15 protein-coding genes are annotated in these 13,701 nt (G+C 67.3%); 5 read left to right on the top strand and 10 right to left on the bottom strand.

The genetic code is table 11. The features are described 5' to 3' along the window. Positions 1–53 precede the first annotated feature (53 nt). The 6 genes from dsrP to HCU62_RS08590 form a co-directional block, all read right to left on the bottom strand. A complete protein-coding gene (dsrP, locus tag HCU62_RS08615) occupies positions 54–1,214 on the bottom strand; it encodes a sulfate reduction electron transfer complex DsrMKJOP subunit DsrP (protein ID WP_163299252.1) in 1,161 nt (386 codons plus the stop codon). Positions 1,215–1,223: 9 nt separating this feature from the next. Then, positions 1,224–2,009, bottom strand: a complete 786-nt coding sequence (dsrO, locus tag HCU62_RS08610; RefSeq protein WP_163299253.1) for a sulfate reduction electron transfer complex DsrMKJOP subunit DsrO — start codon at positions 2,007–2,009, stop codon at positions 1,224–1,226. Continuing rightward, positions 2,009–2,386 carry a sulfate reduction electron transfer complex DsrMKJOP subunit DsrJ gene (gene dsrJ / locus HCU62_RS08605; RefSeq protein WP_163299254.1) on the bottom strand — a complete coding sequence of 126 codons (378 nt, stop codon included), beginning with the start codon at positions 2,384–2,386 and terminating at the stop codon, positions 2,009–2,011. The genes dsrO and dsrJ overlap by 1 nt, the downstream gene beginning before the upstream one ends. Then, positions 2,379–3,995, bottom strand: coding sequence for a sulfate reduction electron transfer complex DsrMKJOP subunit DsrK (dsrK, locus tag HCU62_RS08600; protein ID WP_163299255.1), 1,617 nt, complete (start codon positions 3,993–3,995; stop codon positions 2,379–2,381). The genes dsrJ and dsrK overlap by 8 nt, the downstream gene beginning before the upstream one ends. Before the next feature lie 3 nt (positions 3,996–3,998). Continuing rightward, the gene (gene dsrM, locus HCU62_RS08595; protein WP_163299256.1) at positions 3,999–4,985 is read right to left on the bottom strand and encodes a sulfate reduction electron transfer complex DsrMKJOP subunit DsrM; all 987 of its coding nucleotides are present in this window, start codon (positions 4,983–4,985) and stop codon (positions 3,999–4,001) included. A gap of 67 nt (positions 4,986–5,052) precedes the next feature. Next, positions 5,053–5,589 carry an RsbRD N-terminal domain-containing protein gene (locus tag HCU62_RS08590; protein ID WP_309474829.1) on the bottom strand — a complete coding sequence of 179 codons (537 nt, stop codon included), beginning with the start codon at positions 5,587–5,589 and terminating at the stop codon, positions 5,053–5,055. 214 nt (positions 5,590–5,803) lie between these two features. Between HCU62_RS08590 and HCU62_RS08585 the strand changes: the two genes are divergently transcribed. Genes HCU62_RS08585 through HCU62_RS08570 form a run of 4 tightly spaced genes read left to right on the top strand, consistent with a single transcriptional unit; the run spans position 5,804 to position 9,509 of the window. Further along, positions 5,804–6,424, top strand: a complete 621-nt coding sequence (locus HCU62_RS08585) for a VOC family protein (protein WP_163299258.1) — start codon at positions 5,804–5,806, stop codon at positions 6,422–6,424. Between the two features lie 57 nt (positions 6,425–6,481). Continuing rightward, on the top strand, positions 6,482–7,108 hold the full coding sequence (locus HCU62_RS08580; RefSeq protein ID WP_163299259.1) for a tetratricopeptide repeat protein: 627 nt from the start codon (positions 6,482–6,484) through the stop codon (positions 7,106–7,108). A 26-nt stretch (positions 7,109–7,134) separates the two neighbouring features. Further along, positions 7,135–8,847, top strand: coding sequence for a DVU0298 family protein (locus tag HCU62_RS08575; protein ID WP_169755569.1), 1,713 nt, complete (start codon positions 7,135–7,137; stop codon positions 8,845–8,847). Further along, on the top strand, positions 8,844–9,509 hold the full coding sequence (locus HCU62_RS08570; protein WP_169755568.1) for a YkgJ family cysteine cluster protein: 666 nt from the start codon (positions 8,844–8,846) through the stop codon (positions 9,507–9,509). The genes HCU62_RS08575 and HCU62_RS08570 overlap by 4 nt, the downstream gene beginning before the upstream one ends. 103 nt (positions 9,510–9,612) lie before the next feature. Here HCU62_RS08570 and HCU62_RS08565 read toward each other — a convergent pair whose 3' ends face one another. From HCU62_RS08565 to HCU62_RS08550, 4 genes are all read right to left on the bottom strand, one after another. Further along, on the bottom strand, positions 9,613–9,861 hold the full coding sequence (locus HCU62_RS08565; RefSeq protein ID WP_163297929.1) for a dissimilatory sulfite reductase D family protein: 249 nt from the start codon (positions 9,859–9,861) through the stop codon (positions 9,613–9,615). 15 nt (positions 9,862–9,876) lie between these two features. Further along, the gene (dsrB, locus tag HCU62_RS08560) at positions 9,877–11,001 is read right to left on the bottom strand and encodes a dissimilatory-type sulfite reductase subunit beta (RefSeq protein ID WP_246325408.1); all 1,125 of its coding nucleotides are present in this window, start codon (positions 10,999–11,001) and stop codon (positions 9,877–9,879) included. Between the two features lie 123 nt (positions 11,002–11,124). Beyond that, positions 11,125–12,411 (bottom strand): dissimilatory-type sulfite reductase subunit alpha, encoded by a 1,287-nt coding sequence (gene dsrA / locus HCU62_RS08555; protein WP_163297931.1) that lies wholly within the window; start codon positions 12,409–12,411, stop codon positions 11,125–11,127. Between the two features lie 517 nt (positions 12,412–12,928). After that, a complete protein-coding gene (locus HCU62_RS08550; protein ID WP_163297932.1) occupies positions 12,929–13,117 on the bottom strand; it encodes a hypothetical protein in 189 nt (62 codons plus the stop codon). A gap of 146 nt (positions 13,118–13,263) precedes the next feature. On the opposite strand from HCU62_RS08550, the gene HCU62_RS08545 reads away from it, so the two are divergent. After that, positions 13,264–13,677 (top strand): universal stress protein, encoded by a 414-nt coding sequence (locus HCU62_RS08545; protein ID WP_163297933.1) that lies wholly within the window; start codon positions 13,264–13,266, stop codon positions 13,675–13,677. Positions 13,678–13,701 lie beyond the last annotated feature (24 nt).

Here is a 13,701-nt window from a genome sequence, read left to right as displayed (position 1 = left end):
AGAAAAAGGGCCCCCGGCGGGGGCCCCTCGATGGCGTTTCGCGGTCACGATCCCTAGCCCAGGGCCTTCTCCTCCTTGATGGAGATGGCGATCTTGTAGAGGGCCGTGAGGATCAGGGCCCCGATGGCCCAGATGGCCAGAGCGATGGTGATCTCCCTCGCGGTGGGGTGGTACTCGATGACCTCCTCGAAGGGATTCGGGATGAAACCGCCGATCACGAGGCCGACCCCCTTGTCAGTCCATGTGGACGCGAAGATACAGGCCGCGGCCACCGCCAGGATCCGCTCGTTGCGCCGGAGCGGCGGGATGAGCAGGATCAGGATCCCAGCCAAGCCCAGGATCACCGCGGTCCACATCCAGGGCACCAGCTCGCCCTTGCCGTCGAGGCCGAAGAAGAGGTAGTCGAGGGAGTGGTGATGCCCGGGGATCCCGCTGTAGTAAGCGGTGAAGAACTCCATGGCCAGGAAGAACATGTTGGTGATCATGGCGTAGACCACGATCTTCGAAAGGGTCTGGATGGCCTCCTTGCCGGGGTCGAACTTGGTGAGCCTGCGCACCAGGAGGCAGAGGAGGATCAGGAGCGAGGGCCCGGAGGCGAAGGCCGAGGCCAAGAACCGCGGGGCCATGATGGCGGTCAGCCACATGTGCCGCCCCGGAAGGCCCGCGTACAGGAAGGCCGTCACCGTGTGGATGCTGACGGCCCACGGGATGGAGAGATAGACGAAGGGCTTGATCCAGGCCGGGGGCGGCACGTCGTTGCGCTCCGCGCCGAGAGTCGTCCACCCCACCAGGATGTTGATGAAGAGGTACCCGTTCAGGACGATCATGTCCCAGAAGAGGATGGAGTTCGGCGTAGGATGCAGCAGGACGTTGAACACCCGGGCGGGCTGGCCGATGTCCACGATGATGAAGAGCAGGCACATGGTGACCGCCGCGATGGCGAGAAACTCGCCGAGGATCACCACGGGGCCGAACGTCTTGTAGTCGTGGAGATACTTCGGAATGACCAGCATGACCGCCGAGGCCGCCACCCCGACCAGGAAGGTGAACTGGGCGATGTAGACCCCCCAGGAGATGTCGCGGCTCATGCCGGTGATGCCCAGGCCGTGCTCCAACTGGTAGAGGTAACAGACGAACCCGGCGCCGATGATCACCAGCAGGAAGGCGATCCAGGTCCAGTACTTGGGACTCCCTTTCAAGGCTCGTTCAAGCATGGCTCCCTCTCACACGATGTAGAAGACCGACGGCCGGGTCCCGAGCTCGGGCTTGCGCCGGATGGTGTGGTTCTCGCGTAACGCCCTGCGGATCTCGGAGTTGGGGTCGTGGAGGTTGCCGAAGACGAGCGCCTTCTCCGGGCAGGCCTCCACGCAGGCGGGCAGCTTGTTCTGCGCCAGCCGCTCGGTGCAGAAGGTGCACTTCTCCACCACGCCCCGGGTCCGTGTGGGGTAGGCCGGGTTGACCTTGTTCATGTCGAGCCCGAGCCGCGGATCCTTCCAGTTGAAGCTCCGAGCCCCAAACGGGCAGGCGGCCATGCAGAAGCGGCAGCCGATACACCGGTGCATGTCCATCATGACGATGCCGTCGGGCCGCTTGAAGGTGGCCTTGGTGGGGCAGACCCGGACGCACGGGGGATGTTCGCAGTGGTTGCAGAGGACGATGAACGGGTGCTCCTTGGACACGTCCGGGTACTCGTGGTGCTGCCCGGGGAAGGCCGCCTCGAAGGGCTCCTTCCAGATCCACTTCACCTCGTCCTTGCGGTTGCCGTGGTCGGGGACGTTATGGGTGGTGTGGCAGGCCGTGATGCACTTCTTGCAGCCCTCTTCCTTGGCACACCGCCGCATGTCCACCACCATGCCGTAGCGGATGCCCGACGCCGCCCCCTTGGCCGGGAACTCGCCGGATGCCTCGAGAGAACCGGGAGCCAGCAGCTCGATGCTGCCCATGCCTCCAAGGCCCAGCATGGTGGACACACCAGCTATCTTGAGAAATTCTCTCCTGTTGAGGCCCATCACAGTTTCTCCTTCGGTACGAAGTGACAGTCCCAGCAGTACGGCTTGACCGTGGCGTACTGGTGACACTTGTCGCAGAACTCCGACTTCTTGGCGTGGCACTTCATGCAGGTGTTCTGGAGGCTCATGTTGTACTTCTTCCCCCTGGTGCCCACGTAGACGCGGTTGCCCTCGCGGACCACCGTGTCCCGCCACTCGTTGAGGAGCTGCATGTGGCTGGTCCGCATGAACTCCTTGGATTCCACACACTGCTTCTCCGTCTCCGGGAGCTTCGGCTTGGGCGCCGGCGCGGCCACGCCGTGGTTGTACCATATGGGGAAGCCCACGAAGGCCACGAAAACCACCAGTCCAGTCAGGATCTTGCCCGCATCATACATCGGATTCGCCCTCCGTCCCGGCGAGCGGTTCGCCGCGCAGGTTGGTCTCCCGTTTCTTTTCGCCTTCCATCACCAGGGCGTTGCCGACGAGCTCGGAGACGCCGCTGACGGTCACCTCGGGGACCCAGTAATCCATGAGGGTGGACAGCGTCGCCCGGTCGATGGCACAGACACAGGCGAGGCGGTTCACCCCGTACTTGTCGTGGACGTACCTCACCGCGTTGGCACGCGGGAGCCCGCCGCGCATCCGCATCTCCATGAACTCGTCGGTGTTGAGGCCGGTGCCCGAGCCGCAGCAGAAGGTCTGCTCCCGGATGGTGTTCTCCGGCATCTCGTGGAATTCCGGCACCACGTTCTTCAGGATGTAGCGGGGTTCTTCCAGGAGGCCCATGGCCCGGGAGGGATTGCAGGAGTCGTGGAAGGTGGCCACGATCCCGGCGTTCCGGCTCGGATCGAGGCGGAGCTTTCCGTGCTTGATGAGGTCCGCGGTGAACTCGCTGATGTGGACCATCTTCGTGGAGGCGGCGTTCTCGAAGGTGGTCCCCGTGACGGGCGAGACCGGCACCTCGAGGAAGTCCGCCGGGCCGTTCAGGGTGTCCATGTACTGGTGGATCACCCGCCACATGTGGCCGCACTCGCCGCCCAGGATCCACTTGACCCCGAGCCGCTTCGCCTCGAGGTAGATCTTGGCGTTGAGCTTCTTCATCTGCTCGTGGGAGGTGAAGAGCCCGAAGTTGCCGCCCTCCGAGTTGTAGGTGCTCCAGGTGTAGTCGAGCCCGATGTGCTCGAAGAGCAGGAGGTAGCCCATGCAGGTGTAGATGCCGGGCTCGGCGAAGACGTCGGCCGACGGCGTCACGAAGAGGACCTCGGCACCCTTCCGGTTGAAGCTCGGCGTGATGCGGATGCCCGTGTATTCCTCGATGTCGTCGCAGAGGTACTCGATGTTCTCCTTGAAGGTGTGGGGCTGGAGCCCCATGTGGTTCCCGGTGCGGGTGCAGTTGGCCACCGGGGTCATGATCCAGTTGATGTTGATGCCGAGGAGGTGGAGGAGCTCCCGGGCCATCATGGTGATCTCGGCGGTGTCGATGCCGTAGGGGCAGAACACCGAGCACCGGCGGCACTCCGTGCACTGGTAGAAGTAGTAGAACCACTCCTTGATGACGTCGGTGGTGAGCTCCCGCGCCCCCGCGAGCCGGCCGAGGAGCTTTCCGGCCTTGGTGAACTCCCGCCGGTAGATGGAACGCAAGAGCTCGGCCCGGAGCACCGGCATGTTCTTCGGGTCTCCGGAACCCAGGAAGAAGTGGCACTTGTCGGCGCAGGCCCCGCACCGCACGCAGATGTCCATGAAGACCTTGAAGGAGCGGTACTTGTCGAGCCGGTCGGCCATCCCCTCGAGGATGATCTCCTTCCAGTTCTCGGGGAGCTTCCAGTCCTCGTCCGTGGGCATCCAGTCCCGGATGTTGGGGTAGCCGAGGTACTCCAGCGCGTCCTTCGAACCCGGGTAGCACCAGGTGCCGGGCTTGAAACGGACGGGGGTGTCCATCCAGCCCGTCTTCGGCGGCCTGTGGTCGATCCTCAGAATCTCTTTCGGCGTAGGTGTCTTGGCCATGGCTTATTCCTTCTCCACCGGAATTCCGGCCTGCTTCATGAGTTCACGGAACTCGTCCTCGTAGGCCTCGTAGCTGTGGACCTTGACCGGGTAGTTCCACGGGTTGATGTGCCGCTTCATGCGGCTGTTGTTGGCGAGGTTCCGGGTGGGGCTCAGGAAGACGCCGCCCATGTGCATGAGCTTGCTGAAGGGGAAGTAGGCCACCAGCACGCTCACCAGGAACAGATGCACGAAGAAGAGGGACTGGAGCCCCTGCGGCACCGTGGGATGGAGGCTCGCCAGCCCCACCGCCAGCTCCTTGATGCCGACCACGTCCACCCGGCTGAAGTAGCGCATGAGGACGCCCGTCACAGCCACCCCCAGCAGGAGGAAGAGGGGGAAGTAGTCGTTGGCCAGGGAGATGTAGCGGACCTGCGGGATGAAGAACCGGCGAAGAAGCAGGAAGGTGAGCCCCGTCAAGATGAGGACGTCGGTGATGTAGAGCTGGGGCGCCCCGATCTGGAACATGCCGTCCAGGGCGTCGAGAAACTGGACGAAGCCCGGGACCGGCTGGGTGAGCAGCCGGAAGTGGCGGACGAAGATCACCAGGAAGGAGACGTGGAACATGAGGCCGAAGAGCCACAGCCACCGCGTCCAGCGGTAGACCAGGTTCCCGTCCTGGAGCCGCGCCTTGGTGTTCCGGAAAAGGGACCGGAACAGGAAGGCCTCGAGGAGCATCCGGACGATCACCCCGCCCGTAGTGCTCGGGTTGTCGAACTTGTTCTGCTTGATCCAGGGCAGGGACTTCTCCTGCCCGCAGGTGGTCGGGATCCGGAAGGGCACCGGGGACTTGCCCCACCGAACCACCCGCCAGATGAAGCCGCCCACGAACAGCAGGAAGGCTGCGTAGGGGATCACCACCCCGAAGAGGGTGTGCAGGCCGGCCTCTGCCCCCAGGTAGGCGACCAGTGCGAGCACCAGGACTGCCAGAAGGGAATACAATGCCGTCATTTGCCTTACCTCGCTTCGTCCAAAAGGGTAACCGCTAACTTGCCTTCACCCGCGCGGCCGCCGGGCCTCAATGCGGGCTCTCCCCTCCCTCTCGTTCCCTGAACACGGCCGAGGGGCACTTGGCCCGCCCCAGCAAGGCCGCCGTGCCGCTGCGGATCTCCTTCACCTTCAGCTCGAAGAGGCGCTCGCGGCAGGACATGTAGATGTCGAAGGCCAGGAGGGCCAGGCCGTCCAGGCGGTCTTCGAACTCGCGGAGTTCCCCCGCCAGGGCCTCGGACTCCGCCCGCGAGAGACCTTCGCGAACCACCGCCTTCAGGAGAAAGACAAACCCCGTCGCCTGCGACGGGGTGAAATCCTGGACCGCCCGGGTGCGGACGATGCGGTCGAGGGCCGTGCGGACGTCGTCGTCGCCGCGCTCGCCGAGCAGCCCGTCGTAGAGGCCTTCCAGCGACTCCACGACGATGTGGCGGACCGGGTTGGCGAAGGGATCCTTCTGGCCCTTGAGAAACCGCGCGGCCTCGTCGGGATACGTCTCCAGGACCCTGGAGACCCACTCCCTGAGCAGCCCGGCCTTCTTCTGGCTCAAGAGCTGAACGAGGCTCACCGTGTTCCCTCCCTTGCCCGCCGCCGCCCGGTCCCTGCCGGGGCCCAGGCGGCCAGCCGCGGCACGACCGGCCCAAAACCTGAATCGCCATTCACCGTGAATGATGTCTATAGACAATAACCGCCAGGCTGTCAAGGCCGCCTCCCGGGTGTCCCGTCGGCGCGGCGTGGTATAGAATGCTAAAGACGAATCCATTTTTCGATGGACACCGACCATGCCGACCCCTCCCGTCACCGTCCGCTACACCGGCATCAACCACGTGGCCATGGCCACCCGCGACATGGACGCCACGATCCGCTTCTGGCGGGATCTGTTGGGCATGCGCCTCATCGCCGGCATGGGCCGCCCCGGCCAGCGGCAGTATTTCCTGGCCGTCTCCGGCCGGGACATGGTGACCTTCTTCGAGTGGGACGGCGTGGAGCCCCTCCCCGAGAAGGACCACGGGTATCCCGTCCGGGGCCCCTTCGGCTTCGATCATGTCTCCTTCGGCGTGGAATCCGCCGAGGATCTCTGCCGGCTCAAGGCCCGAATCGACGCCGCGGGCTTCTGGGTCTCGGAGATCATCGACCACGGCTTCCTCCACTCCATCTACGCCTTCGACCCCAACGGGATCCCCATCGAGTTCTCCTGGGAGGTCCCCGAGGTGGACCTGCGCCGTGCCCCGGCCCTGAAGGACCGCAGGCCCGGGACCGTGGCCCTCGAGGGCCCCGACCCCGTTCCCGGCCATTGGCCCGAGCCGGGGAAGCCTCCACCCGACGACTGCTTCGCCTACCCCGGCGACGGCGCGGACGAGTTCGGCCCCGGCACCCCGCCGGCAGGGTCCCGCCGCGGGTGATGACGGGGCCGCCCCACCTGTGGTATTTTCCCGGAAAATTCCTGCAAGGAGATCACCATGCCACCGCGCACGGACAACCCGACCGGGGCCTCCACCCCCCTCGCCGACCTCGAGAAGGAAGCCCGGGAAAATCCCCACTCCGTCATCGCCCACCACCGGCTGGCGCTGGCCTACTGGAAGGAGGGCCGGCTCGAGGACGCCCTGGCCGCCTTCCGAAAGGGCCTCGAGATCGACCCCGCCGGCTACGAGCTGCGCATCAACCTCGGAACGGTCCTCTTCCAGCTCGGCCGCTTCGAGGAGGGGATACGGGAGAACGAGGCGGCGCTGAAGCTTCGCCCCGACTCCGCCGAGGCCCACGCCAACATCGGCTCCGCCTGCATCCAGATGCAGGAATGGGAGAAGGCCGCCGAGCACTTCGAGCGGGCCCTCGAGATCAAGCCCGAGATGGTACCGGCCCTCACGAACCTCACCACGGTCCTCGTGGAACTCGGCCGCACCGAGCAGGCGGTGGCCGTGGCGGAGAAGGCCGTCTCCCTCGCCCCCACCTTCGGCCTGGCCCACAACAACCTGGCCGTCGCCTGCTACTACGCCGGTGACACCGGCCGGGCCCGGGAGGCGGCCGAAAAGGCCCGGCAGCTCGGCTATCCCGTCCACCCGGACTTCCTCGCGAAGTTGTCCGGGTGACTCCCGCCCCGGGCAGGACCCCCGACATGGGCCGCGGCCTCGCCTCCCACGAACCCCGGTGTCCCTTCTGCGGCGGCGCCTTTGCGCCGCCCCGGGAGATGGAACCCCGGCATCTGGGCGACTTCTCCTACGGCGCCTGCGCCTGCGGCGCCGTCTACGTCTGCGACGTCACCGGCCGCAACCTGGGCGCCGCCTACTCGGAGGCCCTGGGCCTCGCCTGCGACTACGACTGGGACCTCGCCTGGAACCTGCTCCCTGAGACGGACTACCTCGAGGCCCAGGTCGATCACTACGATCCCCGGGGGCACCTCGTGCATCCCGCCGGGCGCAGCGAGGACGGGCGCACCGTCCGGGGGGTCCTGTTCTTCCTCAAGCTGCGGGCGGACATCGCCGAGGTCGCCCAGGACGGGGTCCGGCGGCGGCTCCGGGCCCAGCCCCCACCGCCGCCGCCCCGACCCGCCCGCCGCCTCGGGAAACGAGAGGTGGAAAGCCTGGTGGCCCGCGGCGACCACCCGGCCCTCGAGGCGGCCGCCGAGGCGGACCCCCTGGTCCTCCGGCGCATCCAGCGGCTCCTCTACAGCCCCGACCCCGAGCGGCGCTGGGGCGCGGTGATCGCCCTCGGGCGGGCCGCGGCGGCGGCCGCCCGCCGGCACCCCTCCGCCGTGGGGGACCTCCTCCGCCAGCTCATCTACGCCGCCGCCGACTCCGCCGCCGCCGGCTGGGGCACCCTGGAGGCCGCCGGCGAGATCATCCGGCATGCCCCGGATCCCTATGGGTCCTTCGTCCGGAACCTCCTGGCCTTCCTCCGGGACCCGCCCGCCCGGGCCGCCGTTCTCTGGGCCGTGGGCCGGATCGGGGAGGTCCACCCCGACATCGTCAAACGGCACCCCTACTTCCCCATCCTCGACCTGCTCGCCGACCCGGCCCCGGAGATCCGGGGCCATGCCGCCTGGGCCCTCGGCCGGCTCCGGGCCCGGGAGGCCGGCGGCCCCCTGGGCCGCCTGGCCGGCGACGAGGCCGCCTTCTCCCTCTTCGACGGCCACCGGCTCCGCCGGGTGAGTGTCGGGGAGGTGGCCCGGGCGGCACTCCGGCGCATCCAGCATCCAGCAAAAACCGCGGAGGCACACATGAAACCGGAAGAAACCGCCCCCTTGAGCCCCGAAGACGAGGCGGCCCTCGCCGAGGCCCTCCGGCTCTACCGGGAGGCCGACATCGAGCGCAACCAGGGGGGGTCCCTCGACGCCATGGAGAAGTACCGGCAGGCCCTCGAGGTCTTCGAACGCCTCGGCCGCGCCGCCGAGGCCGCCAACGCCTGCGAAAAACTCGGCGACCTCCACATCCAGCGCGGCGACTTCAACGGCGCCCTCCCCCTGTACCAGCGGGCCCTGGCCGTGTGCGAGAAAAAGGGCGATCCCCTGAGCTTCTATCTGCTCGCCGAGAAGATCGTGGACGTCTACCGCCACCGACAGCAGATGGAAAAGGCCCTCCCCTATCTCTTCCGCATGCTCGAGATCGCCGAGTCCGCCGGCGACGCGGGCCGGGCCGGGCTCTGCCTGACCGGCATCGGCGACGTCTACCAACGCCAGGACGAGCCGGAGAAGGCCCTCGAGGCCTATCGGCTGGCGAGCCGGATCTACCGCGAGATGGGTTCCAAGAAGCAGGCCGCCATCCTCGACGAGGGCATCGTCCGCCTGGAGCGCTTGTGCTCCGGGGCCGCGGATCCCGGATCGCAACCTTGACGCGCCGGCACCCCGGCCCCGCCGACCCCCCGGCCGGGTGCCGCCGATGCGGGGCCTGCTGCACCGCCGGCGGCCCCACGCTGCATCTTTCCGACCGGGACCTCGTCACCGGGGGCCACCTGCGCCCCGAGGACCTCGTGACCCTCCGGGCCGGGGAGATCGCCCGGGACCCCCGGGACGGGCGCCTGCTCCACCTCCCCGCCGAGATGATCAAGGTCCGGGGCCGGGCGCCCGGCACCTGGGCCTGCAGGTTCTATGCGCCCCGGCACCGCTCCTGCCGCATCTACGCCCGGCGGCCCCTGGAGTGCCGGGTACTGGACTGCCGCCGGCCCGCGGCGGCGGCCGGCCTCTTCCTCCAGGACCTCCTCTCCCGCCGGGATCTCCTCGCGGAGGCACCCGCCGTCCTCGAGCTCGTCGAGGCCCACGACCGGGCCTTCCCACCGAAACACCTCTACGCCTGGGCCGCCGCCCCCGGCGCCGCCGGGCGGCTCGCCCAGGCCCAGGAAACCGAGGCGCGCTTCCGCGCACGGGCCGCCCGGCGCCTCGGCCTCTCCGCCGAGGCGCTGGACTTCGTCCTCGGCCGGCCCCTGGACCGGCTCCTCGAAGCGGCCGGCATCCTCCCCGGCCGCCAGGCCCCGTCCCCCCGCCCTCGGGAGGCCTGAACCCCCGCCGCCGGCGCCGCGGGGCCGAACGCGCGCAAAAAGGCGCCCCCTCCCGGCTGGAAGGGGGCGCCTGTATCTTTGGGGTTGCCGATCCCGGCCGGGCCTATTCGCCCTCGCCCTCCTCGAGCGGCTTCCCGAAGCCGGGGACCCCGTACATAACGGTGCTCCCGGAGGAGAAGAACTCGAGTTTCCCCTCCCGCACCAGCTCGTTGGCGGCGTTCTTGACCGCCCGCGGCGAGGCGTCGGGGTCGGCCTTGTACAAGTCCTTGATGTACATCTTGGACTTGTGCTTGGCCTTCTTGGTGGCGAATTCCAGGATCTTCTGCTTCAGTTCTTCCTTGTCTGCGGCCATGACGTCCCCCTCTGCTCAAAGGTTGTCGGTGTGGACGCTCCACTTGAACTGCGTGGTGGTGTGATACGTGGTGTAGGCCAAGCGGTAGTCGTCGATGGACTTTTCGGTGAACGGGATGTCGCACTTCTCGAAGAAGCGCTCCCAGCCGATGCGCTCCGCCCACTCGCCGAGCCGCTCGTACTTGTCGGCATTGGCGGCGTAGGTCTCGAGGATCCGGCGGACCGTCTTCACGGCCGTGGGCCACCGCGGCGGCTCGTTGGGGATGTAGGGGATGACCAGCTTCGAGAACTTGGGGGCGCTCACGCGGTTGGAGATCTTGCCGCCCACCAGGATGGCGATCCCGTCGCCCTCGCCGTCGGCCAGGGGCATGGCCGGGCACATGGTGTAGCAGTTGCCGCAGAACATGCACCGGTCCTGGTTGACGCGGACCGTCTTCTTCTGCTCGCCGCCCACCTCCACGGTGGCGGGCTTGATGGCGCCCAGCGGACAGGCCGCGACCGCCAGCGGGATCTCGCAGACACCGGTGATCCGCTCGTCCTCGACCAGGGGGGGCTTGCGGTGGATGCCCAGGATGGCGATGTCGGAGCAATGCACCGCGCCGCACATGTTGAGGCAGCAGGCCAGGGCGATGCGCACCTGGGCCGGCAGCTTGTGGCTGCCGAAGTAGTCGAAGAGGTCGTCCATGACGGCCTTCACCACGCCCGAGGCGTCGATGGCCGGGGTGTGGCAGTGGACCCAGCCCTGGGTGTGGACGATGTTGGTGACCGAGGCGCCGGTGCCGCCCACGGGGAACTTGTAGGAGCCGCCGGGGAACTTGCGGCCCTTCAGGTCGTCCAGGAGGGCCCGGAGGGTGGCCTCGTCGGTCACGTGGAACTCCACGTTGTTCCGGGTGGTCCAGCGACAGTAGCCTTCACAGTACTTGTCGGCGATCTCGGCGATCTCGCGGATGAGGTCCGTGGTGATGAGGCGGGCCGAGCCCACGCGGACCGCGTAGCAGACGTCGCCCGTCTCGCTGGTGTACTTGATGACGCCCGGCTGGACGATCTCGTGGCTCTTCCACTTGCCGTAGTTCTTCTTGATGACCGGCGGGAAGAACTGCTCGTAGTGCGGGGGCCCGATGTCGGTGATCCGGTTGGCCATGGGCTTGGCCGGGTCGAAGAGCTGCTCGGCCAGGTTCGGGTCGTAGGGCTTCTTTATCAGATCGGTGATGATGCGTTCTTCACTCATTTTTCGCTTCCTCCTGGAATGTGCTGTCCACCCCGGTTATGCCGCGTGCCGCGCGCGGAAGGCCTTCACGTCGCGCTCCCAGCCGCCTTCCACCTCGTCGGCGCTCCAGAAGACGTAGGGGTTGGAGCGGGGCTCCTTGACCATCTGCGGAATGGGCTTCAGGCCGGTCCGGCGGAGGAACTCCTGGATGCTCTGCCGCTGGATGAGCTCGCCGAAGCGCTCCCGGTTCTTGCCCTCTTCCATCCACCAGTCCCAGACCTTCTCGACGAAGTCCTTGAGCTCGTCGTAGGGGGACTCCATCCGGATGAAGGGGATGGCCAGGGTGGCCAGCTGGGCCCCCTCGAGGATCGGGGCCTTGGCGCCCACGAGGATGGTGGCGCCGGTCTCGACGCCCGGCCGCAGGGCCGCGGGCATGACGTTGATGCAGTGCATGCAGCGGGTGCACTCGCGGTTGTCGATCTTGAGCTCCTTGCCCTCCATCCACATGCAGTTGGTGGGGCAGAGGTCGATGACCTCCTTCTGGATGTCGAAGGGACCCCAGTCGCGGTCGCTGTGGGCGCCGGCGTTGGGCTTGAGCTCCCCGCCGATGTAGGCCTGGACGGCCGCCTGGTCGATGCGGATGTCATCCTTCCATGTGCCGATTATGGCGCAGTCGGAACGGGCGATGGCCGCCACGCAGTCGTTGGGGCACCCGGAGACCTTGAACTTGAACTTGTAGGGGAAGGCCGGCCGGTGCAGCTCGTCCTGGTAGGTCTGGGTGAGGTCGTTGCAGATGTCCTGGGTGTCCAGGCAGGAGTACTCGCAGCGGGCCTTGCCCACGCAGCAGGAAGGCGTCCGCAGGTTCGAGCCGGAACCGCCGAGATCCGCCCCGAGCTGGTGGGTGCAGTCGTAGAAGATGGGCTCGAGCTCGTCCGTCTTGGTGCCCAGCAGCACGATGTCGCCGGTGGAACCGTGGAGGTTGGTCATGCCGCTGCCGCGGTGGTCCCACATGTCGCACATCTTGCGGAGGAAGTCGGAGTTGTAGAACTTGCTGGAGGGCTGGTTCAGGCGGATGGTGTGGAAGTGGGCGATGCTGGGGAACTTCTCCGGCACATCGGAGTACCGGCCGATGACGCCGCCGCCGTAACCGAAGACGCCCACGATGCCGCCGTGCTTCCAGTGGGTCTCCTTGTGCTCGTAGGACAGCTCCAGCTGGCCGAGAAGGTCGAGGCACTCCTGCTTGCCCTTCAGCCCCTTCTGCTCGATGTCATCGACGAAGCTGGGCCAGGAGCCGCCCTTGAGCTCGTCGACCATGGGGGTATTGTGTTTCTTCACGTCTGCCATTGAACTCCTCCTTGCGAAATGTTGGTTGTGCTGAGTTCCGAAACCCCGCCCGCCGTCCGCGAGGACGGCGACCTTTCGCGCCCCGGCGTCACCCCGCGAACGGGGCGCGGCCGCCGCCCGAGGAAAAATGAATCCTCATTCGGCAAAACCACACCCTACTCCATGGGGTGAAATCGTTTATAATATCCGCGTCACCGGCTTGTCAAGAGCAAATCTCCCCGCGTTCCGGCCGGCGCTCGCGGCCAAAACGGCGCCGGGGATGGGCGCCGGGAAGAAAAGAGGGCGGCGGGGTTGGGCGGCGGCTTCCCCCACGGGGAGGGCGGGCGCTCACCGAATGACGGTTCAGTGACTGCCTCCGGAGCCGGGGACCCGTGCGAGGGCTCGGAAAACGGAACGGCCGGGGCGGCGCACCACCGGCCGTTCGGGAAAGGAGGAGAAAGGGACGACGCGGGAAACGCGCGGCGCCGCGGGAAAAACCCGGCGGCGGGAGACGGCCCCCGGCTCTCCGGCGGCGCCGTCAGGTCTTGCGCTTGACCCAGATCTTGAGGCCGTTCAGCTCGTTCTTGACGCCCAGGAGGTGGTAGCGAGCGTTACGCTTGATGACGGCGAGGATCTCGCGACAGGTCCTCCCGTCCCGGCAGGGCAGGCCCAGCTTTTCGCCCACCTTCAGGCGGCGCAGGAGTTTCTTGGCTTCGGGAATGGTCATGGCACGGCCACTTCCTTACTGTGGAAAATAGGGCGGCATTGGGCCGCACGAAAGTTGCAACTATATTTATATATGGAACCTAAAAAGTCCAGAGGAATCCCCCCCCGGGCCGCCGCGCCGTCCCGTGCCCTGGAGGTCCAGGTACCATGAAGATCCTCGTCCCCTTCGACGGCTCGCCCGCCGCCCTCAAGGCCGCGGCCCAGGCCCTCGACCTCGCCGCGGACGGCGGCGAGGTGACCCTCCTCACGGCCATCCCGGACCTCCTCCTGCCCGAGCTGGACGAAGAACTTCGCGGCGAGATGAGCACCCACCTGGTGACCGAGGCCAGGCGCCAGATGGACCCCGTGGCCCGGGAGGCCGAGGCCCGGGGCATCGCGGTCCGGGCCCGGACCGCCTTCGGTCACCCCCCCGACGTGATCCTCGACGCCACCCGCTCGGAGGCCTACGACCTCGTGGTGATGGGGTGCCGGGGGCGGCACGGCATCGCCAAGGTGCTCCTCGGCAGCGTCTCCTACCAGGTCTCCCGGCTGGCGCCGTGCAGTGTGCTGATCGTCCGGTGAGGGAACAGGGAGGAACGCCCCCCG

This window comes from Dissulfurirhabdus thermomarina, assembly GCF_012979235.1.
Classification (GTDB): domain Bacteria; phylum Desulfobacterota; class Dissulfuribacteria; order Dissulfuribacterales; family Dissulfurirhabdaceae; genus Dissulfurirhabdus; species Dissulfurirhabdus thermomarina.
The sequence above is the reverse complement of the archived record's forward strand: the minus strand, read 5'-3'. Positions and strand labels throughout refer to the sequence as shown.